This is a genomic window from Trichocoleus sp. FACHB-90, assembly GCF_014695505.1.
GTDB lineage: Bacteria > Cyanobacteriota > Cyanobacteriia > Cyanobacteriales > FACHB-T130 > Funiculus > Funiculus sociatus.
Map to the genome: position 1 here is coordinate 38,172 of NZ_JACJOK010000011.1, position 25,131 is coordinate 63,302.

Consider the following 25,131-nt stretch of genomic DNA (forward strand, 5'->3'; position numbering starts at 1 on the left):
AGAAACAGATCAATGCTGCAAGATCGGCTATCCACAGGCATTTCAGGTTTAGACGAGGTTCTGCATGGCGGTCTTGTCCCAGCTTGCTCCTATCTAGTGCGAGGCGGCCCCGGAAGCGGCAAGACCACGCTCGGACTGCACTTTCTGGCGGCGGGCATAGCCAATGGCGAAAAAACTCTTTACATCACACTGGGCGAATCCGCCCAGCAAATCGGCACCAATGGCGATCGCCTTGGTTTTGACATGAAAGGGATGACCTTCCTCGACCTCAGCCCCACTTCTGAATTCTTCACACAAATTCAGACCTACGACATCTTCTCGCCAGCTGAAGTAGAACGAGAACCAACCACGCAAAAAATTATTGAATCTGTAGAAACCCTCAAACCAAAGCGAGTGGTTCTCGATGCGATCACCCAATTCCGCTACTTGTCAGCCGATGCCTTCCAGTTCCGCAAGCAAGTGCTTTCATTTATCCGCTTTCTTTTAGAACAAGGTGCAACGGTAATTTTCACCTCCGAAGGCAGCGATACAGCACCCGACGACGACTTACAATTTATCAGCGATGGGGTAATTAACCTCAACCACGATGCCGAGGGACGTACCCTTAACATCACCAAGTTTCGCGGTTCTAACTTCCACAGTGGTTTGCACTCGATGCGGCTAACCAATAAAGGGATGGGAGTCTCCCCCCGTCTACAGCCGGAAGTTTACAAACGGGAATTTGCCGTTCAAAGCATTCCCTCCGGCGTACCGGAACTGGATGAACTGCTGCACGGCGGGATAGAGCGGGGTACTGTCACCATTTTTACTGGCTCCACTGGTGTCGGCAAAACCACCATTGGTTTACAGTTCATGAAAGAAGCGGCGGGAAGAGGTGAACGTTCTGTCGTCTACTGCTTCGAGGAACCAGAGGAAATTTTGCTGCATCGCTGTGAATCGGTCAATATTCCGGTTCATGCCATGAGCGATCTGGGTACCCTTTCAGTCATTGCTGTGGAACCGCTGCACTTCAGCCCCGACGAATTCGCCAATATGGTGCGTCAGGAGGTAGAGCAGAAAAAAGCCCGGATTGTGATGATTGACAGTGTTGCTGGCTATCGGCTTTCCCTGCGGGGAGAAGATTTGATTAGCCACCTGCACGCTCTGTGCAAGTATTTGCAAAACATGGGTGTGACGGTGATTCTAGTCAACGAACTCGAAACAATTACCGGAGACTTCCGGGCGACCGATGTTGGCATCAGCTACATGGCAGACAATATCATTTTCCTCCGCTACATAGAGGTTCAAGGTCAGCTGCGTAAGGCAATCGGGGTGCTGAAGAAACGGATGTCTGACTTTGAAAAGACGATGCGCGAAATCGAGATTAGCCGTTATGGCATCAAGGTGGGTAAGCCACTGACAAATCTGCGCGGAATCTTGAGCGGTATGCCGGAGCTTATCGGTAAACAGGAAAATGAATGACGAAAAACCGTTGATGCTAACGGTACGCAACCATCGGAACACAGAACTGTTGGCTCAACTTTTGGTTAACGAAGGATAGCAGACTATCGGCGCTACCAGTGGAATCGGCAAATATCCTTTTTTGATATCGCCCAAGCAAAGCGCTGTTATTGGGCAACAGTGCATTGCCCACGGCGGGGAGAGTATGCTAGGTAAAACCACTGGCGATCAAAAAATTTTTTATATTTATTAAAAGTCTGTTGGGAGAATGATCATGAATCGGATTTTGCTGCTTGTAGAAAACAAACAGAACCGCCGCCTGCTGTCGGAGTGGCTGGCGATGCGCTACGAGGTAATTTCACCGGATTTAGAAGTTGCAAAGCAAGAGCCGGATTTTCTACTAGCGCCATCTTTCGATTTATGTATTGTATGCGGGCGATCGCTCGATCAATTCTGGGAATCGGTGCAACGAATACGAGAGCTTCAGCAGCCTGTCTTTCTCCCATTTCTCCTAATTACTTCACGCGCTGATGTGAGGATGGTAACGCGACATTTGTGGCAAACCATTGATGATTTGATTGCTAAACCCATTGAAAAGGTGGAATTGCAGGCGCGGGTAGAAATTTTGTTGCGAAGTCGTCAGTATTCACAGAATCTCAAAGCCGCGAATCAGGAACTGCAAAGCGAAATTGCCTACCGTCAGCAAGTAGAAGCAGCACTGGCACAAAGTGAAGCCAAATTCCGGGCGTTGGTGCAAAATTCTTCAGATGTAATTAAAGTTTTAGAGGGGGATGGAACCATCACTTATGCCAGCCCTTCAAGTCAAATGGTTTTAGGTTTGTCTAGAGAAGAACTGGAAGGAACAAATGTTTTTGATTATATTCATCCTGATGATTTAACAGAAGCGATCGCTACTTTTAAGGCAAGTTTAACTAATCCCGGCGAAACGCAAATCTCCGAATATCGTTTTCGTCACCAAGATGGAAGCTGGCATTACCTGGAATCTAAAAGTAACTTTTCAAATACTGAAACTATTTTGACGGGGATTGTTGTCAATTCAAGAGACATAACTATTCGCAAACGCGCTGAAGAAGATATGCTCGAAGCTTTGCAAAAAGAACGAGAGCTGAATGAACTTAAATCCCGTTTCGTAGCAATGGTATCCCACGAGATTCGCAATCCACTAAACACCATTTTAGCTGCGACTCAAATCTTAGAAAATTATAGTGATAAATGGTCTGTAGATAAGAAACGCGAATTTTTTGAGCGAATCAAAAAGAATGTCAAAACCATGACCGCGCTATTAGATAATGTTTTGATAATCGGTCGCTCCGATCAAAGAAGATTAGAAGTTAAACCAGTACCTCTCGATCTGGAAAAATTTACCCGCAATTTAATAGAAGAAATCAAATTAAGCACAAGTTGCAAACACGCGATCGCCTTTGAAAAACATACTAATGATGCCTGTATCAACCAAAGTCAATGTATAAGCGTTTGCCTAGATGAAAGCCTGCTGCGGCACATCCTCACTAATTTGCTCACAAATGCGATTAAGTATTCCCCTGAAGGCAGCACCATTCGTTTTAACTTGCTGTGTCAGAATGAACAGGCTATTTTCCAAATTCAAGACGAAGGTATTGGCATTTCGCCAGAAGATCAACAGCAACTTTTTGAATCATTCCAACGAGCTAGTAATGTCAAAAATATTCCCGGTACTGGACTAGGATTAGCAATTGTCAAAAGGTGTGTAGACTTACAAGGAGGCAATATTGCCGTTACCAGTGAAATTGGGGTAGGCACCACTTTTACCGTCACTCTACCATTACAAAACTCGGTATCAATGGACGCGAATGATATTGTGTCAACGCTATGAAAGGCTATTTCAACGTCTCAAAATGGTTGCAAATCTTCCCAGTCTACAAGAGAGCGATCGCCATTAACTCGAAACAGACGTTTCTTCAGTCGTGGGTAGTCGCAGACATCAAACTTACTTCGTTCTCCACCCATCAAATAAACTAAATCTTCCTCAAACGGATTTCTCATGCAATGGGGTAAAGAAGGTGCAGTAAACCCCAGAAAATCGCCTGCTCCAACTTCAAATTCTTCCTCTCCAATTTCCGCAATTCCCCTTCCAGAAACGATATAGATAAATTCTTCTTCTTGATGATGAAAGTGAAATTGAGTTGTTTCTTTCCCAGGTTCCACGCGGACTAAATGAACGCCTATATGCGTCATCCCCACAGCATCACTTAGGGATTTTGTATGTCTCACCGCTTGAGGATTTAAAGGATGTACTTTTATTTTTTCCGGCATCGCCTCAATGTCGCTGGCTTTTAGAACATGAGGAATCAAATTTTGGTTCGTCATTGATTCAGTGTAATTACTCAATTTTAAAGATTATATCCTCGTTATCCTCGTTCCCAGGCTGAGCCTGGGAACGTATTCTGTGAGGCTCTGCCTCGCCTCAACATGGGATGAAGCCGCTACCATTTAAAGTTGCTTATATTTACTGATGCAACACTTTTATTACTTTTGCTATATTTTTTCTTGTTCCCAGGCTCAGCCTGGGAATGCCACTCCAGAGGCTCTGCCTCGCCTCAATCACAAGGTAACACAATGGGACGCAGCCGCTACCATGTAATAGAAAACCAGCCGCACTTCCTCACCTCTACAGTGGTTAATTGGATGCCTCTGTTTAGTAAAGTTGAACTAGCACAAATTATTCTAGATTCTCTCTCATTTCTGCAATGCCAGCAACGTCTGGAATTATATAGCTATGTGATTATGGAAAACCATCTCCACCTAATCGCATCTGCTACAAATTTGTCAAAAGAAATAAAAAATTTTAAATCTTTTACTGCTCGGTCTATTATTGACTTGCTTAAAGTCAACCAAGCCAACCATATCCTCAATCAGCTCAATTTCTACAAACTACGACACAAAATAGACCAGGAATATCAGGTTTGGCAAGAAGGATTCCATCCGCAAGCTATCCTGAGTGAGGAAATGTTTATACAAAAGTTGGAATATATTCACAATAATCCGGTCAGGCGTGGTTATGTAGATGATCCGGCTCATTGGCGATATTCTAGTTATCGCAATTATATGGGGCAGCCTGGATTGTTGCAAGTAAAATTACTCGATTTATAATCTTTTCTTCTCGTTCCCAGGCTGAGCCTGGGAACGATGTCAATCTTTTCTTCTCGTTCCCAGGCTGAGCCTGGGAACGATGTCAGAGAGGCTCTGCCTCGCGTCAAAGTTAGGGAGAGGGAGGCTGAGCCTCCCGGAAGGCATTCCCAGGCTCAGCCTGGGAACGAAGGGTTAAAATAAATCTGCTGACTCAAATTGTGTTTGGGTTTTAGCGTGTGCAGCTTCGCCACAAGTACGCGGCGTGGGGAATATTTTACCTGGATTCGCTAAACCTTTGGGATTAAAAACTTGACGCACAAATTGCATCGTTTCTAAATCTGTTTCGGTAAACATTTGCGGCATATAGCACTTTTTATCGGCACCGATGCCGTGTTCTCCAGAAAGGCTTCCCCCCACTTGTACGCAAAGCTTGAGAATTTCTCCGCCTAATTCTTCCACTTTTTCCAACGCTCCTGGCAGGGAATTATCGTAAAGAATCAGCGGATGAAGATTACCGTCTCCAGCATGAAACACATTAGCGATACGATAGCCGTATTTTTGACTTAACGCTTCAATTTCTTGCAGCACAAATCGCATCTGAGTGCGGGGAATTACGCCATCTTGTACATAATAATCGGGACTGAGCTTGCCTGCTGCTGCGAAGGCTGCTTTACGTCCTTTCCATAGTTTAAAACGCATTTCTGGTTCATTAGCTGTGGTAATGTTACGCGCCCCATTTTTGGTACAAATTTCAGCAATACGGTGTTTATTGGCTGCAACTTCTACTTCTAACCCATCTATTTCTACTAACAGTATCGCCGCTGCATCTCTAGGATAACAACCTGTTGCCACAACGTCTTCTACAGCGTTGATGCTGAGGTTATCCATGATTTCCATACCACCAGGAATAATTCCACCGCTGATAATATCAGACACTGCTGCACCAGCATCTTCAACACTGGTGAAATCTGCTAAGAGTACGCAAATTGATTCGGGTGTTTTTAGAATTCTTAGAGTAATTTCTGTGGCAATTCCTAGCGTTCCCTCAGAACCAACAAATAACCCGGTAATGTCATAACCAGGCATTTCCGGAATCTGTCCCCCTACATCTACAATGGAGCCATCGGGTAGCACCAGTTTTAAACCCAAGACGTGGTTGGTGGTAACGCCGTACTTGAGGCAATGGACACCTCCGGAGTTTTCTGCAACGTTACCGCCAATGGAGCAGACAATCTGACTTGAGGGGTCGGGGGCATAGTAAAATCCGGCACCGCTAACCGCTTGTGTCACCCAGTTGTTAATGACTCCAGGCTGCACGACGACTCGCTGATTGTCCAAATCAATGCTTAGTATTTTCCGCATAAGGGCGGTTACAATTAGCACGCAATCTTCTACGGGTAATGCTCCGCCGGAAAGTCCGGTTCCTGCGCCGCGTGCTACCCAAGGGAGAGAAAAGCGATCGCATATTTTCACCACCGCCGCCACTTCTTCTGTAGTTCGCGGTAGCACGACAAGGGCGGGTTTTTGTTTATAGCTGGCTAAACCATCGCACTCGTAGGTAATCAACTCTTCGCGGCGTTGAATAACACCGTTTTTGCCGACGGCTGCTTCAAATTGTTTGATAATTTGTTTCCAGCTTTTCTGTTGTTTATCTTGGGTTATCATGGGTGTCTCTACGTTTGCGAAAGTCCTTTTTGAACAACCTGTTTATAAAAATCTTCAAGACCTGCTACACAAGTTTTGTCGTCATAAAGATAGTCATGGCGAGCCTTGATTTTTTCTGCAACGTCGCGCCGCCAAACTGGGTCTAAACCCAACTTTACCGCAATATCAATATATTCTGCTTCAGTTTGAGCAATTGTCTCTGTCACTCCTAACATTCTGAGAATGCCATAAGAATGACGACCTCGCATAAATTCCCCAGGACAGGTGACGACGGGTAAATTGCAAGCGATCGCATCTAATGTAGTATTACCTCCCGACCAGTCTAAAGTATCAAGATAAATATCTGAAACTGAAAGCAGCATAAAATACTCATTTCGAGGTAAAACGGGTGAGAAAATGCAATAATCTTCACTATTCAAACCTACTGCTGCAAAAGCTCGTTGCAGTCTTTGCTGCGGAACGCCAGCACGAAGAAACATAAACTGAGCTTGAGGAACCCGACGGGCAATTTCTGCAAAAATATAATCATGTTGCGGCAAATATTTATAAGGTGCTTGGCTAGATAAATAAACGACAGCATTATCCCGTAGCTGAAAATCCGCTCGTGTTTTTGTCGGTTCAGAAATCTCTGATTTTGGATAAGATACTCCGATATTTGGTAAACGAATCAAAGTTTCTGAATAATGTTCTTGACCATTTTCCGGTTCCATTAAATGGCTGGATAAAAAGTAATCTATAGTAGGTAAGCCAGTAGTTACTGGATGTCCCCACACTACACATTGAACAGGAGCAAGACGCAAACCAGCAAGTGGTATCGTTGGAGCGTCCATCCCAATTTCGGGGAAAACAAGTATATGTATTTTATCTGCAATAATTTGTTCGCAGACGGCTTCGAGATTATGGGGAATATGGTGAAATACATCACTGTATTTCTGAAATATTTTCGTAATAGCGTCTGGCTCATTCCCTGTGTAGTAACAGTAAACTTCAAAATTTTCCTTATCGCAGTGGCGTAGATAGCCAGTTGACAAAAATGTTCCACTCCAGCTATGCAAAAAACCCGAAACATAGCCAACACGAATTTTTTGGTTATCCTTCAGGGGTGGCATAGATAGCGGCTCCACCCACCCTGGATAGTTTGCTGCCATAATTTGATGGACTAAATTACCATACTGGCATTGCAACTCCAGATCGTTGTGAGCCTGATAAGCCAAGTGAAAATTTGTGACGCAACCAATACCTGCAAGAGCATTTTTTTTGTCTTCAGGAGTTTCTAGAGATGTCTGCTGAATTAAATTTTGTAAGCCTTGTGTAAATCGCTGACGATAAAAGCTGATTTCCTCTGGAGTATTATAAACGGTTGGTAATATTAAATTATTGAATATTTTAAAAACATATTCATTAGGCAGTAATCGCGATGCCCTATCAGCACTTGATATTGCTTCTTTGATTCGGGCATTTTGTTGCAATATTTTTATTAGGTAAAAGTGCAATCTACCAGACTCTGGATAAATGTCGATACCTTCTTGAAGTGTATTGATAGCTTCTTCTACTCGATTTAAATGTCTAAAACATTCGCTCAAATTAAAATAAACTTCTGAACCTCCCGCTTGAATTTCTACAATTCTTCGATATTGCTCAATCGCCTCCTCATATTTCCCTGACTCATAAAGTTTATTTCCCAAGTTTAGAATAAATTGAGCCGGATTAGCTTGGGCTGTCAATGCGATTTGCAAGTTGTTCAATATATCGGTATCATTTGGGTTGAGTGACAGAGCTATTTGATAAGCCTCAATTGCTTGATTCAGCCGGTTTTGTTCCATCAAGAGGTTTCCCAAGTTGAGGTAGCTACCGAAGTGGCTGGGGTTAGCTGCGATCGCTTGACGATAAACTGCTTGGGCCTGCTCAATTTCACCTGCTTGAGTGAGAAGATTACCTAAATTGTTGTAAGCCTCAATCAAATGTGGTTCCAGCGCGATCGCGTCTCTATAAGCCGAAATTGCCTGATTAGGTTGATAGATTTTCTCCAAAGCCAGTCCTAAAACATAGTAAGCTTTAGCTTGAGAATTATCAAAATTTAGTAAAGTTAAAATTGATTCTATGGAGTCTTGATATTGCTCCATTTCATAATAAACAATTCCCAAATTTAGCCACGCTTGGGCATCACTGTCGCGCCACAGTAAAAACTCGCGATATTTTTTCACTGCGGTTGAAAATTGCCGTTGCTGATGCAGTGATAAAGCTTCTTGATAAAGCTTATCTAACGCCTCTTCTTTTTGTTCAATAAACTGTAATTTATAAATAGCCTGAACAACTGATTTTTGGCGCAATTGGGTGAAAGTAGACCAGGGATAGTTAGATTTTCTAGTCGAATCCCAACTGAGAATCTGAATCCCGTTCCAAAAAGTGTAATAACCGTCTCCTGGTGTCAGCAAATCCAGCAATAATTGACATTCTGGATTAGCAGCCATAAAGTCCCAATTAGCTTGACGCACTGTTCCCCAGTTACTATCATCCACAATAATCAGAGCTTTTTCAGCCAGAAAAGGTTTTATTAGGAGTAATCCTAATAATTGCGATCTATAGTCGTGAGCGCCGTCATACAAATAAACGCCGATTTTCTCTTCTGGCTTGATTTCTCGAAGCTCTAATAAAAATTCTTCAAAGTCTTGATTGCAGAAATAAACTTGATCTTCAAGATTAAATTTAGATAAATTATCAATTAATTTTTCCAGGTTTTCGCCCGCTGGATCAAATTCAGCAAAATTGTCTACAGCGTATGCCATTCGCTCTGAATGATCGAGGAGTGCGCCAATTAAAGTCGAACCTTGATAGCTGCCAACTTCGCAGTATATTTCATCTGGTTCCATGCACTCCACAGCAAAATTCAGCAACTGCATCACGTTTGCTGTCGTCATCCCTTGAACTTGATCGAGTGCCTGTTGAAATCGTTCTGATTTGGGGCGAATAGAGTCTTCTCTCCAATTTTCATATAAGTTAGGCAGTTGGTCGATAAATCTCTGATAATCCATGTTTACATTCCTCTTGCTTACTTGAAATTTAGTTAAATAAATTAAAATAAACCTTATATATTATACTTTTTTAGATACTAAATTATAAAAAAAATCATAATAAAAAAATATTGTATATTGAGATAGATTTTACAAAAATAAGGTGGGTTATGGTGGTTAGCATTATTCTATAGTTACGATAGCTAATTATAAATATATTAGGCAAAATTATTAATAAATTTTACCATAAACTGCTACAGCAGCTGCGGTGCCGCAGCTGCTGCTAGGAAGGGGTAAGAGAGCGATCGCTACCGCCACTGTTGCAGCTAATTGAGAATTTCGTGCAAGGCTTTTAATAACTCTTCTGCTGTGAAGGGTTTCGACAAAAATGTTTTGATGTTGCTACCTATGCTTGCAGCCAGTTTATGATTTGAAACCAGTCCGCTGACAGCAATAATCTTGAGAAGTGGGTTAATTTTTTGCAAGGCGCGGATGGTTGTCGGGCCATCCATAGATGGCATCATCATGTCCATCAACACAGCGCTAATTTCTAATCTGTGTTGTGCGTACAGCGCGATCGCTTCAATACCATCACTTGCAGTTAGCACCCGATAGCCGTAACTCTCTAGGGATGTTTTTGTCACTTCACAAATTGACTCTTCATCATCAACAACTAAAATCAATTCTCCGTTTCCTGTAGGTAGTTCGTGACGCTCTTCGTTTTCTTGATCTGTTTCAGTTGTCTCTATTGCTGGTAAATACACCTTAAATTGCGTTCCTTTTCCTACTTCGCTATACACATTAATAAAGCCGCCATGCCCTTTAATGATACCAACAACTGTTGAAAGACCCAGCCCAGTGCCTTTGCCAAGTTCCTTGGTTGTGAAAAATGGTTCAAAGATTCTATCTAATATTTCACCAGGAATGCCCATACCACTATCCACGACAGTTATCACAATATAGGCACCAACTTGGGCATCTATATTCATCCGGGCATAGTTTTCATCAATGAATAGATTTTCAGCAGTAATACTCAAACTACCGCCATTTGGCATCGCATCGCGAGCATTGACACAGAGATTCATTAAAACTTGATGTAGTTGTGTGGCATCTCCAGAAACAGGCCACAGGTCTATCATCGATACATTAGTGGAGATTTCGATTGATTTAGGAAAGGTTTGCTTGGCAATTTTCTCTATTTCATAAATCAGGTGTCCTACTTGCAACATCATCCGCTCACCTTCAACTCCTCGCGCAAAAGACAGAACTTGCTTAATTAGCTCGGCACCACGCTTAGCATTTGTTTCTAGTAGCGTCAATATCCGCTGACTACGCTCATCGGGAAGCACCATTTCTAAGATTTGAATTGATGCCAGAATTGGCGTTAGTACGTTGTTCAAATCATGAGCAATACCGCCTGCAAGAGTGCCAATACTCTCCATTCGCTGAGCGCGAAGAAACTGGGTTTCAAGTTTTTTCTTTTGAGTAATGTCAGTGTCAACAGTGAGGATTGATTTTGTTTTCTCTCCTTCATCGCGGACAAGTGTCCAGCGGCTAGCGGTAATAACTTCTTTACCGTTTTTGGTAACTTTATGCAATTCCCCTTGCCACTCACCTTTCTCTAGCGCAATATCTTGGGCTTCTAGGAGTTGATTTGAAGGATATTTGTACAATAGGTAATCGGCATTTTTTCCGATGGCTTCTTCTGCCTTCCAGCCATACACTGCCTCAGCGCCTTTGTTCCAGAATAAGATTTTGTTGTCTAAATCTCGAACTAGAATCGCGTCTGTTGCTACATCAAGTAAAGCAGCTTGTTGGCGGATTTTCTGTTCTGACTGCTTGCGTTCGGTAATGTCTGTATGAGAGCCGGCCATTCGCGCCGGATTCCCCTCTTCATCCCAAAGAGCTTGTCCCCGATCTAGAACCCATTTGTAGGTTCCATCTTTGCACAGTAATCGATGTTCGCTGATATAAAACGGTGTTTTTTTCGCAAAGTGATCTTCGATTAATTGTGTCATCAAAGCAATATCATCTGGATGGACTCTTTTCCTCCATTCACCTAAATGGTTGGCAATTTGACTTTCTTCATAACCCAGCATTTCCTTCCATCGTGCTGAAAGGAAAACTTCATTAGTTTTTACATTCCAGTCCCAAATGCCATCATTATTGCCGCGCAAAGCTAATTGCCAACGTTCTTCACTTTCTTTGAGTGCTTTTTCAACCCGCTTCCGCTCGGTGATGTCATTAAAATAAACTGATAAACCTTCTTTAGAGGGATAGGCGTGGACTTCAACCCAGGTATTTAACGATGGGTAAAATTCCTCAAATTCAACAGCTACTTGTTCGGCTACTACTTTGTGATATTGATGGAAGAAAACTGAGCCAACAGCTTCGGGACATTTATCCCATATATTGCAACCGAGGACTTCGGCTGCTGTTTTGTGTAAAATTTGTTCAGCTTGTCGATTAAAATAAGTAAATCGCCATTCTTTGTCTAAAGTATAAAAGGCATCAGTAATACTTTCAAGAATGTTTTTCGTGCGGTTGCGTTCTGCTTCAGCTTCGGCGCGTGCCTCTTGTTCTCTGTTCAAAAGTTGGATGCGTTCTTGTTCAGCAGCAATGCGATTTGTAATATCTGTCTGAATACCGACAAAGTAAAGTAAATCACCTTTGTCTGAGAATACGGGAGAGATTTTTACTTCATTCCAGAATGGCTTACCATCTTTGCGATAGTTGAGGATGGTGGTTTTAACTTCTTGGCGTTGAGCGATCGCGTTTTTAATCAGCGCGATCGCTTCTTTATCTGTCCCATCTCCTTGCAAAAACCGACAGTTATGCCCTAACGCCTCTTCTGGCTGATAACCAGTCATCCGCGTAAAAGCAGGATTAGTATAAATAATCGGGTTGTCCGGCAGGTTCGGATCTGTAATCACAATTCCATCTGAGACAAAAGCCACAGCACGCGCCAGCCGCAGATTTTCGTCAGCAGCTGCCTTAAGCGCTTCCTCAGTAACTTTGCGTTCGGTGATGTCGCGAGTAAAGCACCTTGTGTGGATAAATTTATCATTTTCCCACAACACGTTTGAATCAATTAGTACATACTTAATCGAGCCATCTTTGCACAGCAGACGCGCCTCATAGTCATGCAGCATTTCTTTGGCTTTTAGCCGTTGGAGAATATCTTCTATTACCTCTTTGTCTGCATGGAAGTTGCCGATATTCTGACCAACATACTCTTCCCAAGAGTATCCAAGAAGATCCAATTCTGCCTGATTTACCCAGAGAATTTCTCCATTTGCTCCCACCCAATGCAATCCAACGACTCCATTTTCTAAGAAGTCAAAAAGATCCTTTTCTCTAGTGGTTAGCTTCGCCTCAAGCGCCTTGGCGCGGGCGATATGGCGTTTTTCTTCAGCTAAATTACGCCTTAATTCTAGTTGGCTAACTACCTGACGGCTTAGCGCTTTAAGTGCCTCTACTTGTTGCGAACTCAGCTGCCTTGGTACAGTGTCAACGACACATAGCACCCCGATCGTCTGCCCCTTTGGTGTAATTAAAGGTGCGCCAGCGTAAAACCGGATATGGGGAGAGGAATTCACCACGGGGTTTGTGGCAAACTGTTCATCCGCCAAAGTATCAGGAATAATCAGAACGTCGCCCCTGTTGATACAAGCGGGAGATAAACCGATATCTCGCGGCACTTGGGAGATATCTAAACCGACCTTCGACTTGAACCACTGACGGTTCTCATCGAAAAGATTTATCAACGCGATTGGGGTTTCACAAATCTGCGCGGTTATTTGAGTAAGATCGTCAAAAGCTGCTTCCGGATCGGTGTCGAGAATCTGATATTGGCGAATGGCTTCCAGCCTCGCCGCTTCATTTTTTGGTAGTATATTGTTCATTTTATTATTCCTACTTTGACAAGAGCAAAGGGAGCAACCACCTTTAGAGCGATCGCTTGCTAAGTCATCGCTGATTTCTGTGACGCAGTGAAAAAGCATGAGAAATATTAAGCTATTAGCTACTCGATAAGTCTTATTAAAGTGTTCCCTTTTGTTTCAATGGACTAACGCTTCTGTTGAAGTCCTCATAGAAATTACACAATTCCTACACATTCAAGAGCCACTAAGTAGAAGCGATCGCCTATGGGTACTCCCTAGTCGCTGGCGCTAAGAGTGATTTGCGTAGCTTGCAGATATAAATGGTGGTTTTGCTTCTTCCATTTTTGATTAAAATAGTTTGTTCGTATCTATTATTAATTTTATGCCATCCATCTTGAGGCGGATTATCGGATATTTATACGAAATATTTTCTTTTATAAAGATTATTATAGATTTATTTGAATGCCGTTTCGTTCATAAATCACAAATCGCAACATATCCCCCAACTCCCCACCTGTGGCGAATCCTCTCCTAACAAGAGAAGCGACTGATGATTGAATTAAAGGTAACGCGGCACAGCTCAAAACAAATCGCCGCAGACCCTACTTGCCAGGTGAAATCTGAGAAAATAAGCTGAATAATGCTTATTTAAGAAACAATTGCTTTTCTTAAATCTCTTTTTAAACCGCATATAGCTTTCTTTAGCAGAAAAGAACTTGGAGCAACAATGAAGCTTGTCTTAATCGAATCGCCGGGTAAAAAAGAAAAATGGCAAAAATATCTTGGTAGCGGCTTTAAAGTCATGGCAAGTATAGGTCATGTCGTCGAACTAGCCAAAGATGGTGAGGATGCACTAGGGTTTGACATGACCGACAACCGGGTAATTTGCCGATTCGTTCCTCGCAGCGATCGCGCTAAAAAAGTGTTAGGAGAACTAAAAAAAGCTTCTTCAGCAGCAACAGAAGTAATATTTGCAACAGACCCAGATAGAGAAGGCGAATGTATAGCTTACCACCTAGCGCGAGAATTAAAAGTCAAAAGCCCCAAGCGGGTTAGAACCAGCGAAATAACCGAAACAGCCATCAAAAAAGCAATTAAATCCCCCAGTTCCCTTGACCAAAATCTGATCAATGCAGCCTTGGGGAGAGCAGTATTAGACAAACTGGTAGGATTTCGCGGCTCAAAGCTGATTTGGTCGCTCAACAATGGAGCCAAATCAGTAGGTCGAGTTCAAAGTGCTGCATTACACATAGTTTGCGATCGCGAAAGAGCGATAAAAGCCTTCGTTCCAGAAGACTATTGGAGCGTATGGGTAGATTACGCCGAAGGATTTCGAGCTTTTTACGCAGGACAAGTTAATACTCAAGACACGCAAGAATCAGAGCGGTTAGATACAACAGATGATTCTGAATTGCCAAGCAATGAAAAAGAAACGGGAGCGAGAGTGCGATCGCAATCTCAAGCCGATACTCTAGTCCAAGCAGCTAAAACTCATCCTCACAGCGTGCTGAGTGTAATTAGTAAGCAAGCAGTTAAAAATCCACCCGCAGCATTTACAACTAGCTCACTCCAGCAAGCAGCATCAACGCGACTAAAGTTAAACCCGCAGAAAACAATGCAGCTGGCACAGAAATTATACGAAGGCGGGTTTATTACCTATATGCGTACAGATAGCACAGCTTTGTCAGCAGAATTTTGTGCTTCAGTGCGGAAGTATTTATCCGAAAATGACCCAGAAAACCTTTCTGACAAGAGTGTAAAGCATAAGAGTTCTAGTAGCTCTCAAGAGGCTCACGAAGCAATCCGACCAACAGAGATTACCCGCACCCCAGAAGTAATTAAAAATCAAGTGGGAGCCGAAGAAGCGGCATTATACGACTTAATTTGGCGGCGTGCTTTGGCTTCTTTGTGTCAAGCGGCTAAACTTTTAAAAACCCGCATACTTACTCAGTCAGGAAATATCACCTGGGTTGCATCCGGACAAGTTTTGCAGAGTGAAGGATATCTGCGTTACTGGAAAGACATTGCAGGAGACGTGGTATTACCTACCCTCAAACAAGGTCAGCCATTAACATTGAAAAAGGCTGGTGCTGATAAAAAAGAAACTCAACCGCCACCGAGATATTCAGAAGCAAAATTAATTTCATTAATGGAAAAGTTGGGAATTGGCAGACCTTCCACCTATGCTCCGACTGTAGCAACTCTGAAAGAGCGGGAATATGTAGTTGTCCAAAAGGGAAGTTTGGTGCCTACACCTTTGGGACTGGAAGTTGATGAGTTTATGGGACGGGCGTTACCAGATTTAATTAAGTCAGATTTTACCGCCAAAATGGAGCGAGAATTGGATGCGATCGCATCCGGCAAACTTGACTGGGAAAAGTATGTAATTAACTGGAACCAGGACTATTTTGCACCAGCAATATCTAAAGCAAAGCAGTTGGTAACACCTGCTGCAACTGGATCAGCCGTTAAGCAAATCTCCAGCAAGAATTCTTATTCAGCGCAAGTTGAAAATAATAATTACCCGGTTAATCGTTCTTCCAGCAGCGCAAAACGCGCTCCAAAAAAATCTCGCTCTTTACCAAAAAGCGATTTTCCTCAAGTCACGGAAATCGTTTGTCCCAAGTGCAGTAGATTTTTAACCAAAGTTACTTCTAAATCTGAGAAAGTGAAAGCAGGCCACTTCCTAAAATGTGATGACCGTGCTGGTGGATGTGGTGCAGTGATGTTTATGAATGAACGCACTAAAAAGTACGAATTACCTTACTCAGAACGTTCGGCAAAAAGCTCTGATTCAGAAAAATTGACAACTTATTCTTGCCCGGTTTGTAGTTCTTATTTGGAAAAGTTTGGTTATTCCGATAAGAAAACCGGAGAAGATAAAACGATGCTGAGGTGTTCTAATGTTGATAATAGGAAAGGTAGCTGTAAAGAAGTGGCTTTTTGGTGGACTAAAGAGGGTAACTGGTGGTCAAAAGTGTATGGGGAAATTGGAGAAAAGATTGTAAACTCCCGAAAAACCGTAGCAAAAACCCGGTCGTCTTCCTCTGCAAAACGAAAATAGTGGGGAATGCGATCGCGCAGAAATTGCTTCCTCTATCAGCTAGTAACTATATCACTCCTATTTAAGTTTTGAAATGCCAGGGATTCAGATACCCGACTTTTGTACAGAAGTCGGGTATCTAAATCCCTGGTCTAATTAACGCCCATCTTGCAAAGGTATGCACTCGTTAAGTGTACTCTTCTGTTCGGTCATCAGAAACTTGCGGAATTGTTGAAAGAATACTTCTACAGTTCCATCCGCTAATGCACTCTGAACTGTAATAATAGCCTTTTCCACAGTGTAATTTGGATCAACTAAAGACAATCCAAATGCTGCATTTAAAGTTACCAAATCGACAATATGTTTCCGCCCCTGTCCGCTGATTATAGCTAAGAATTCAGCGGCATTAGCTGTAGCATCGCCTCCGGCAATATCTGATACTTGCACAGTCGTCATCCCGAAATCTTCAGGTACGATTTCTCGTGTAGTAATGTTATCTTGTACCTCGATTAGTTGGGAACTACCAGCTAAAGTAATCTCATCAAGTCCATCCGAACCAGTCACAACTAACGCTTTCACTCCGAGTTCAGATAAAGCTTCCGCAATAACGAGAGCTACTGATGGATTGCCACAGCCTACCATTTGGTGAACTGGTTTACTGGGATTGAGTAATGGCCCTAATAGATTAAAGACAGTAGGTTGTCCTACCTCAGATCGTGCAGCAGCGATCGCGCTAAAAGCAGGATGCCAATCACGAGCAAAAAGAAATGTTAACCCGGTGTTCTGGAGACTCTCAACGGCGCGTACTGTGAGCGCAGATAGAGAAATGCCTAATATTTCGAGTAGATCGAAAGATCCATTAGGCTTTACCGAACCGCGATTGCCGTGTTTAGCAACTCGAACGCCAAGGGCAGCAACAATAAAGGCTGCCGTTGTCGAAACATTGTAGCGTGGCTGACGAACGCCTCCAGTACCAACTATATCGAGATCGACGCGACCAAAGTCTGCCTTTCGTCTTTTCTCCCAGAGGGAATCGCGATACCCCAGTAGTTCTTGGGGTCGTGCGTCCAAAATCGGTCGGGACTGAAGGAAGCTGACGATCTGATCGTGTTCAGCGTATCCTGACAACAGAAAGTCCATAACCTCGCAAGCCTGAGAACGTGTCGGGGGTATCGATAGTTTCATATATGGTTAGTTTTTCTAGAGACTTGCCTTCAAAGAGTGTAGTAGGGTGTCCAGGCTAAAGTAGTAGCGATTGTCTTGATCAAGGCGATCGCTACTATAGCCCGATCCAGAGCTGTGAGATACCAGCCCTTCAGATACCCGACTTCTTAGAGTCGGGTATCTCGTCACGAATCATTTACAAATTAGACAAGAGCTGGAACAGGTTGAGGCCAGCGGTTCATAGCTTTACCAATGATGGACAATTCCTGCATGAGGCGATCGAAGCGCTCTGGAGTCAGGGATTGGGGGCCATCAGACAAAGCTTTAGCGGGATTGGGGTGAACCTCAATCATCAGAGAATCTGTGTCAGCTGCGATCGCTGCCATCGCCATAGAAGGCACATACTCGGCTTTACCTGTACCGTGACTGGGGTCAATCATAATCGGTAGGTGCGTCAGGCTTCGCAACACAGGTATCACTGACAAATCCAGCGTATTCCGAGAGTATTGTTGATCGAAGGTGCGGATACCGCGTTCGCAGAGAATTACATTTGGGTTCCCAGCTGCCAACAGATATTCAGCTGCCATCAACCATTCTTCAATCGTGGCTGCCATTCCCCGCTTTAGCAAGATTGGTTTATTCTGCGCCCCCACTTTTTTGAGCAGCGAGAAATTCTGCATATTGCGAGCGCCTATCTGGATAATATCCGCTACTTCGGCTAATTTTTCCAAATCAGCAGCATCCATGAGTTCAGTGATGATACCTAAACCTGTCGCGTCCCGCGCTGCTGCTAGCAAACCTAGAGCGCTCTCACCATGACCTTGAAAAGCATAAGGTGAAGTACGAGGCTTGTATGCACCTCCGCGCAAGAATTTTGCGCCAGCTGCCTTAACTCGTCGTGCCGTCTCGACGATCATTTCTTCATTTTCAACTGAGCAAGGCCCTGCCACAACTACCAGTGGATGGTTTTCTCCAAAATAAACAGGCCCGTTAGGAGTGGGTACCACTACCTCACTCGCCTCACCATGATGAAAGGCACGGCTAACTTGTTTAAAAGGTTTCTCAACTCGCAATACCTGCTCAATCCAAGGGCTAAGTTCTTGCAGTTGCAATGGATCTAATGTAGCGGTATTACCCACTAGACCTATTACAACCTTATGTTTACCGACGATTTTTTGTGATGTCAGCCCCCAAGAAGAGCTGAACTCTTGGCTAAGGCGATCAATCTCCGCTTCTGGAGAGCCGCTTTTCATAATCACGATCATCTTTTAAGTCCCTGTTAATATGTTTGCGTACAAAATGTTCGGATCGTAATTAGGCTTCACCCAAAAGCAGTAGGGTGAAGTCTAATCAGTAGGATTTAAGCAATGTGCAAAAACTTGGCAACTGTTTGCACATCCTTGTCACCACGCCCAGAGCAGTTAATCACAATGCGTTGATTGTCAGCTAGTTGCGGGCAGAGAGTTTCTAAGTATGCGATCGCATGAGCAGTTTCCAGCGCTGGGATAATCCCCTCCAACTGCGACATTCGCTTAAATGCGTCTAAAGCTTGTTGATCCGTCACGCTGTAATATTCGGCGCGCCCAAGTTCCTTGAGATAACTATGCTCAGGGCCAACACCGGGATAGTCTAGTCCAGCGCTAATAGAATGCGCCTCGATAACTTGACCATCATCATCTTGCAGTAAGTAGCTCATCGCACCGTGCAGAACACCAATTCGCCCTTGCGTCAGAGTCGCTGCGTGCTTCTCGGTATCTACACCTTCACCCGCAGCTTCAACGCCAATCATCCGTACTGTTGATTCATCCACAAACTCGTGGAACAGTCCGATTGCGTTGGAACCACCACCCACACAAGCAAGCAGAATATCCGGTAGCCCTCCCCATTTTTCCAGACACTGGGCGCGAGTTTCTAAGCCAATTACCGCGTGGAAATCGCGCACCATCATTGGGTAGGGATGAGGCCCAGCAACGGAACCGAGAATATAATGGGTAGTCTCCACATTTGTCACCCAGTCCCGAATCGCCTCCGAAGTGGCATCCTTGAGCGTTCCTGTTCCTGCTTCCACTGGACGAACTTCTGCCCCCATCAGCCGCATCCGAAACACGTTGAGAGCTTGTCGCTCCATATCGTGAACGCCCATGTAGATTACGCACTCCAGACCAAAACGCGCGCAAACCGTTGCGGTGGCGACACCATGCTGACCTGCGCCCGTCTCAGCAATAACTCGCTGCTTGCCCATGCGCTTTGCTAATAGTACCTGAGCCAGCGCATTGTTAATTTTGTGAGCGCCTGTATGGTTTAAGTCTTCGCGTTTGAGGTAAATTTGCGGCCCTGTGCCATCAGTCCGAGCATAGCGGGCAGTTAAACGCTCCGCGAAGTACAGGGGGCTGGGTCGTCCTACATAGTCTCGCATCAGGTTTTGGAGTTCGTCTTGGAAACTAGGATCGCTGCGATATTGCTCAAACGCTGTTTCTAGCTCGCTGAGTGCAGGCATCAAAGTTTCAGGGACGTACTTACCGCCGAAGCGACCAAACCGACCCAAGATATCGGGTCGCTGGGTAATGGGTGAAGCTAGAGTATAAATGTCTTTTGTGGTTGTCACTGTTAATTTCCTCGTTTATCACATCGTGTTCAATCAGTCAATTGGACAAAACTTGCGGGATTTGTGTGGGAGCGATCGCGTCTTTTAACTCTCGACAAAGTTCCTCAACAGCTTGCAGTCCTTGAGTTGGAGTACCAGATGCCAAACGTTTCACAAAGGCACTTCCCACAATTACGGCATCTGCACCCCAATCCTTTACCTGACGAGCTTGTTCTATTCCAGAGATGCCAAAACCAACGCCAATAGGCTTGTCGGTTACGGCGCGCATCTCTAGTAACAAATCCTTAACCCGTCCTTGGACTTGCGATCGCATCCCGGTAACGCCAGTGACACTCACCAGGTAAATAAATCCCTGAGACTGTTGCGCGATCGCTTCAATGCGTTCCTTGGAACTGGTGGGAGCCGTCAGCAAGATTACTTCAATGTCCAAAGCAGCAGCAAGCTGTAGCAGGTTTGAAGCTTCCTCGAATGGCAAATCAGGAACCACCAACCCTCTTACCCCTGCACTCGCAATGTCCTCTAGAAACTGCTGAATGCCCCGGTTCAAAATTGGATTGTAATAAGTAAATAGAATCAGAGGCGCTTTTAAGCCAGGACTGACAGCCTGAAGCATCTCTAAAACCTGTTCTAACCTGGTTCCTTGTTTCAAAGCGCGAGTTGCTGCTGCTTGAATCACAGGGCCATCTGCCAGCGGATCTGAGTAGGGAACGCCCAACTCAATCATGTCAGCACCATTGCGATCTAAGATTCGTAAAGCCTCTGCTGTTGTATCCAGGTCAGGATCTCCAGCTGTGACAAAAGGAATCAAAGCGCACTGGTTGCGATCGCGTAAAGACTCAAAACAATCAGAGATAGAATTCATTCTGATATTCCTTTAAAAATGGCTAATTGCTAATGGCTAATCGTGGAACAATTAGCAACTTATGCAACTTGTAAAACGATTTTGCCGCGCACGCCCTCGCCGCCCTGTTCAAGCTTTTTATGCGCTTGGTCAACTTGATTAAGCCCAAAGGTCATCCCGACAACAGGCTTGATTTGACTTCGTTCAATTAAGGTTCTTAGCGCTTCGAGTTTAGGGCGGGGACGCTCTAAATGGACAAAGTGAACAGTAATATTTTTCCCAATAGCGATATTGAGGTCGCCCTGTACGCCAGTTATCGTGACAGCACGACCATCAACTTTGGTTGCTATCAGGCTTTGGGCGAAAACTTCGCCGCCAACCGTACTCAAACAAACGTCAACCCCTTGTCCGCCTGTTTCGCGCTGAATGATCTCAACAAAGTTTTCGTTTCGGTAGTCAATTGCTCTGTCTGCACCGATGGACTTCACTAAATCAACATCGTAGCCGCCGCAAGTTGTATAAACGTATGCACCCGCCGCCTTAGCGATTTGGATAGCAAACGAGCCTACACCTCCTGCACCACCGTGAATTAGTACAGTTTCACCGATTTTGATATTTGCCCGGTCGATCAGTGCAGCCCACGCTGTACCGCCTGCTACGGGTACGCTAGCTGCTTCTTGATGGGATAAATTTGCGGGCTTTTTGGCGACAATCGATTCATTCGCTACATGATACTCAGCGTTGGCACCGTCGCCATCCATAAGTCCGATGGCATAATATACCTCATCGCCTACTTGAAAATCCCTCACATTTTCCGCGATCGCTTCGACAACACCGGAAACGTCATAGCCGAGAATTGCAGGTAGTTTGATTCTTGGGCCAAATACCCCTTGACGCACCCCACAGTCAGCAGGGTTAACGGAGGTTGCATAAACTTTCACCAAAAGTTCGTTTTTACCTGGTGTTGGTTTATCTATCTCGCGGAGTTCAAAGACTTCTGAACCGCCGAAGTCTTTTATGACCATTGCTTTCATGGGATTACCTCAATACATCTCGGTTAGTGGTGTTCATCTCGCGGAGATCCCCCAACTCCCCTAAAAAAGGGGGGCTGTTGTTGAGTTAAACCCGTTAAAAAGCAGAGCTATTTATACCAGGGGTATGCTCCCCAACCCCCTTTTTAAGGGGTCGCCGTAGGCGGGGGGATCAAGCCTTAGCAGACTGCGTACAGCTTGCTCTACATCCGTTTGCTTAACTAAAGACTCTCCTACCAGAACTGCACGGACACCAGCCTCAGCCACAAGGTCTAAATCAGCTCTTGTGTACAGACCCGATTCACTAACAACCGTTATCCCTAAACTGTGCAGCTTTTCCCGCCGCTGTGCCATTATTTGCTGTGTAGTTCCTAGCGAAACCGTAAAATTATCCAGATTACGGTTGTTAATCCCCACTAATCGCACGTTTGAGAGCTTTAGCACCCGGTCGAGTTCTGCTAAGGTATGCACCTCTAATAGAGCGTTCATACCCAGATCACAAGCAATATTCAGAAAGTTTTGCAGCTCTCCATCCGATAAGATGGCTGCAATTAGCAGCACCGCATCCGCTCCCACCGTCCGCGCTAGATAAATTTGGTAGGGGTCAATGATAAACTCTTTGCAGAGTAGCGGTAGTGTGACGCGCTGACGAATAAGATGCAGATTTTCAAAGCTACCCTGGAAGAATTTGCGATCGGTTAGCACAGACAGACAGGTTGCTCCACCCCGCTGATAGCTTTGCGCGATCGCAACTGGATCAAAATCCGCTCGAATTACTCCTTTACTAGGTGACGCTTTCTTGACTTCTGCAATCAAACTAGGGCAATTTGAATGCTGTAAAGCCATCAGAAAATCTTTTGGACAAGGAGCATCATTTAGCTGCTCTTGAAGAGTTACTAAAGGTAGCTGTTCTTTGCTTTGAGCAACTTCTTGCTCCTTGTACTTTACAATCTGTTGCAGAATATTGACTTCGAGATTTTGCGGATTGCGATGGATTTGCATTGGGGTAACTTGAGTTAAGAACAAACGCGATCGCTTTAATGTCGGACAGTGGAAAAGTCGGAATTAACTTGCAAATCCCCATCCAGATTTTCCTGAACAGTCATCTTCTCTTCCACCAGATTTGAGGAATCACTACCTTTTGCATAGGTACGGATCGCGTTGATAATAATCGCCAGACCAACTTCTCCACCAAGCGTCATGATAGATTCTGGGTGAAACTGGACTGCGGCGATTGGGAGTATCTTATGCTCAATTCCCATAATCACATCATCATGGGAAATAGCTGTAACTTTCAGTTCTTCAGGCAATAAATCTGGCAGAGCAAACAATGAGTGATATCTACCGACTTCAAAAGATTGCGGTAAGTTTTGGAAAAGACCCGATTCTGAATCTGTGACAAAAACACGCGATGACTTACCATGTTGTGGATAGTTGAGAACTCCCAGTTCACCCCCGAAAGCTTCAACAATTCCTTGCAAACCTAAACAAACTCCGAAGATGGGAATTTGTCGCTGTACGCAAGCTTTTACCATTTCTGGGACATGAAATTCACTGGGTCTGCCAGGGCCAGGAGATAAAACAACTAAGTCTGGATTACTATCAAGAATTTCTTCTGAGAAACCATGACGTAGCGTTGTGACTGTAGCACCAGTCTGGCGGATGTAGTTAGCAAGGGTATGCACAAACGAGTCTTCATAGTCTATTAATAAGACACGCTTGTTTTCTCCGAAACGAACTTTCCCCTCGCCAACTACCGAACTATTTGGTAGAGCTTCAACACTCGTTTGTTTAGCTTGGCGAATTGTTTGAAAAAGAGCTTCTGCCTTGGTAAGAGTTTCCCGTTCTTCCGCTTCTGGAACCGAGTCATAAAGGACAGTAGCACCAACTCGAACTTCTGCGATCGCATCTTTCAAACGCATAGTTCGCAGAATTAAACCAGTGTTCAAATTGCCATTAAAAGTTAAGCATCCAACGGCTCCACCATACCAACGTCTGGCGCTACGTTCGTGCTGTTCAATAAACTGCATTGCTGCCCGTTTTGGAGCGCCCGTCACCGTCACTGCCCAAGTATGACTTAAAAAGGCATCCAAAGCATCAAACTCAGGTCGCAATATTCCCTCAACATGATCTACTGTATGGATCAAGTGACTGTATAACTCAATTTGGCGACGACCAATTACTCTTACTGATCCAGGTTCGCAAATGCGAGATTTGTCATTACGATCGACATCAGTACACATTGTTAACTCAGATTCATCCTTGCGGGAATTGAGCAACTGACGAATGCGATCCGCGTCATCAATAGCATCTTGTCCGCGCACGATAGTACCGCTGATCGGACACGTTTCAATGCGCCTTCCTTCAACACGCACAAACATCTCTGGCGATGCACCAATCAGATATTCCCCACCTAAATTAAAGATGAATCCATAGGGACTGGGATTTATCTGCTTTAATGTTTGGAACAGTTTAGCAGGGGAGGTTTCGCATACTTCAAAAAAGCTTTGACTGGGAACGACCTCAAATAAATCCCCTCTTTTGAAATAATCAAGTGCTTTGTTAACTTGGTTGGCGTATTCTCCGGGTGCATGATCAGATATTTGATGGCGGGTAAGACACTTACCTTTGTAATCAATTACCTCACCTGTACGAGGTAAACCATTGGTATTGCCATGCACAGTATCAAATTCATATTGGATACGATATGCGCTCTGAAGGTAGTAGTCAACTATCGTCAATTCATCAGGCAGATATAGCACCAAATCCCGCTGATCTGCTGGACGTTCTTGAAGCTGGGAAACTGACTCAAACTGATATACCAAGTCGTAGCCAAACGCACCATACAACCCCAGATGTTCGTCTTCAATGCTGTAAAAAGAATGTAGTATATCACGAACAATAGTGAAGACAGAAGGTTGCTTGCTGCGCTCTTCTTCGGGGAAAGATTCTTCTGTTGGTTTTATAGAACCAGTGATAAAATACTTTTCCAGAGTGATTTCCTGAAGTTGCGATCGCGACTTTAAACGCTCTGCCAAATAAGCCAAAAGCACCACTCCGCGCTCGTTAAGCGCTGTCAGAGTGAAAGAGCGATCGCGTGTAGCGAGTTCCAGGGGTGGATTAACAAAACCTATAGCCCATCTCTTGTATCTTCCTGGGTATTCGTAGCTGCTTGCAAGCAAACCTCCCCGCTGAGAATTAATGCGCCCCAAAATCTCTTCAATGGCAGTTTCCATTGAAATTTCAATTATGGAACGAGTTATGTGAACGCCGCCTCTGGTTATATAGCTGTGGGAATCAAAAAACATAATAAAGTCA

Annotated in this window: 15 protein-coding genes; 4 read left to right on the plus strand and 11 right to left on the minus strand. The window is 44.2% G+C overall.

Annotation, left to right across the window (positions count from 1 at the left end; all coding sequences use genetic code 11):
* Nucleotides 1-12 precede the first annotated feature (12 nt).
* Together H6F74_RS02600 and H6F74_RS02605 are read left to right on the plus strand one after the other, a co-directional pair.
* Nucleotides 13-1,461: an ATPase domain-containing protein gene (locus H6F74_RS02600; RefSeq protein WP_190435858.1), complete on the plus strand. Its 1,449-nt coding sequence runs from the start codon at nucleotides 13-15 to the stop codon at nucleotides 1,459-1,461.
* 253 nt (nucleotides 1,462-1,714) lie between these two features.
* Nucleotides 1,715-3,313 (plus strand): ATP-binding protein, encoded by a 1,599-nt coding sequence (locus H6F74_RS02605; RefSeq protein ID WP_190435861.1) that lies wholly within the window; start codon nucleotides 1,715-1,717, stop codon nucleotides 3,311-3,313.
* A 17-nt stretch (nucleotides 3,314-3,330) separates the two neighbouring features.
* Here H6F74_RS02605 and H6F74_RS02610 read toward each other — a convergent pair whose 3' ends face one another.
* On the minus strand, nucleotides 3,331-3,807 hold the full coding sequence (locus H6F74_RS02610) for a cupin domain-containing protein (RefSeq protein ID WP_190435864.1): 477 nt from the start codon (nucleotides 3,805-3,807) through the stop codon (nucleotides 3,331-3,333).
* Between the two features lie 249 nt (nucleotides 3,808-4,056).
* On the opposite strand from H6F74_RS02610, the gene H6F74_RS02615 reads away from it, so the two are divergent.
* Complete coding sequence (locus tag H6F74_RS02615) at nucleotides 4,057-4,590, plus strand: transposase (protein WP_190435869.1); 534 nt, start codon at nucleotides 4,057-4,059, stop codon at nucleotides 4,588-4,590.
* Between the two features lie 171 nt (nucleotides 4,591-4,761).
* On the opposite strand, the gene glcD is transcribed toward H6F74_RS02615, so the two are convergent.
* The 3 genes from glcD to H6F74_RS29125 all read right to left on the minus strand — a co-directional run bounded on the left by glcD (nucleotide 4,762) and on the right by H6F74_RS29125 (nucleotide 13,150).
* A complete protein-coding gene (gene glcD / locus H6F74_RS02620; protein ID WP_190435875.1) occupies nucleotides 4,762-6,234 on the minus strand; it encodes a glycolate oxidase subunit GlcD in 1,473 nt (490 codons plus the stop codon).
* Nucleotides 6,235-6,242: 8 nt separating this feature from the next.
* Nucleotides 6,243-9,266, minus strand: a complete 3,024-nt coding sequence (locus H6F74_RS02625) for a tetratricopeptide repeat protein (protein WP_190435878.1) — start codon at nucleotides 9,264-9,266, stop codon at nucleotides 6,243-6,245.
* 305 nt (nucleotides 9,267-9,571) lie between these two features.
* On the minus strand, nucleotides 9,572-13,150 hold the full coding sequence (locus H6F74_RS29125) for a PAS domain S-box protein (RefSeq protein WP_199300769.1): 3,579 nt from the start codon (nucleotides 13,148-13,150) through the stop codon (nucleotides 9,572-9,574).
* A gap of 706 nt (nucleotides 13,151-13,856) precedes the next feature.
* On the opposite strand from H6F74_RS29125, the gene topA reads away from it, so the two are divergent.
* The gene (gene topA / locus H6F74_RS02645; RefSeq protein ID WP_190435881.1) at nucleotides 13,857-16,193 is read left to right on the plus strand and encodes a type I DNA topoisomerase; all 2,337 of its coding nucleotides are present in this window, start codon (nucleotides 13,857-13,859) and stop codon (nucleotides 16,191-16,193) included.
* A gap of 135 nt (nucleotides 16,194-16,328) precedes the next feature.
* Here topA and trpD read toward each other — a convergent pair whose 3' ends face one another.
* From trpD to H6F74_RS02680, 7 genes are all read right to left on the minus strand, one after another.
* Nucleotides 16,329-17,357 carry an anthranilate phosphoribosyltransferase gene (gene trpD, locus H6F74_RS02650; RefSeq protein ID WP_190435884.1) on the minus strand — a complete coding sequence of 343 codons (1,029 nt, stop codon included), beginning with the start codon at nucleotides 17,355-17,357 and terminating at the stop codon, nucleotides 16,329-16,331.
* 182 nt (nucleotides 17,358-17,539) lie between these two features.
* Nucleotides 17,540-18,601, minus strand: coding sequence for a 3-deoxy-7-phosphoheptulonate synthase (aroF, locus tag H6F74_RS02655; RefSeq protein ID WP_190435887.1), 1,062 nt, complete (start codon nucleotides 18,599-18,601; stop codon nucleotides 17,540-17,542).
* A gap of 95 nt (nucleotides 18,602-18,696) precedes the next feature.
* The gene (gene trpB, locus H6F74_RS02660) at nucleotides 18,697-19,923 is read right to left on the minus strand and encodes a tryptophan synthase subunit beta (RefSeq protein WP_190436061.1); all 1,227 of its coding nucleotides are present in this window, start codon (nucleotides 19,921-19,923) and stop codon (nucleotides 18,697-18,699) included.
* A 55-nt stretch (nucleotides 19,924-19,978) separates the two neighbouring features.
* Nucleotides 19,979-20,803 carry a tryptophan synthase subunit alpha gene (gene trpA, locus H6F74_RS02665; protein ID WP_190435890.1) on the minus strand — a complete coding sequence of 275 codons (825 nt, stop codon included), beginning with the start codon at nucleotides 20,801-20,803 and terminating at the stop codon, nucleotides 19,979-19,981.
* Between the two features lie 59 nt (nucleotides 20,804-20,862).
* Nucleotides 20,863-21,816: a zinc-dependent alcohol dehydrogenase family protein gene (locus H6F74_RS02670; RefSeq protein WP_190435892.1), complete on the minus strand. Its 954-nt coding sequence runs from the start codon at nucleotides 21,814-21,816 to the stop codon at nucleotides 20,863-20,865.
* Nucleotides 21,817-21,927: 111 nt separating this feature from the next.
* Nucleotides 21,928-22,815 carry an indole-3-glycerol phosphate synthase TrpC gene (gene trpC, locus H6F74_RS02675; RefSeq protein ID WP_190435895.1) on the minus strand — a complete coding sequence of 296 codons (888 nt, stop codon included), beginning with the start codon at nucleotides 22,813-22,815 and terminating at the stop codon, nucleotides 21,928-21,930.
* 35 nt (nucleotides 22,816-22,850) lie between these two features.
* A complete protein-coding gene (locus H6F74_RS02680) occupies nucleotides 22,851-25,121 on the minus strand; it encodes an anthranilate synthase (protein WP_190435898.1) in 2,271 nt (756 codons plus the stop codon).
* Nucleotides 25,122-25,131: the final 10 nt, after the last annotated feature.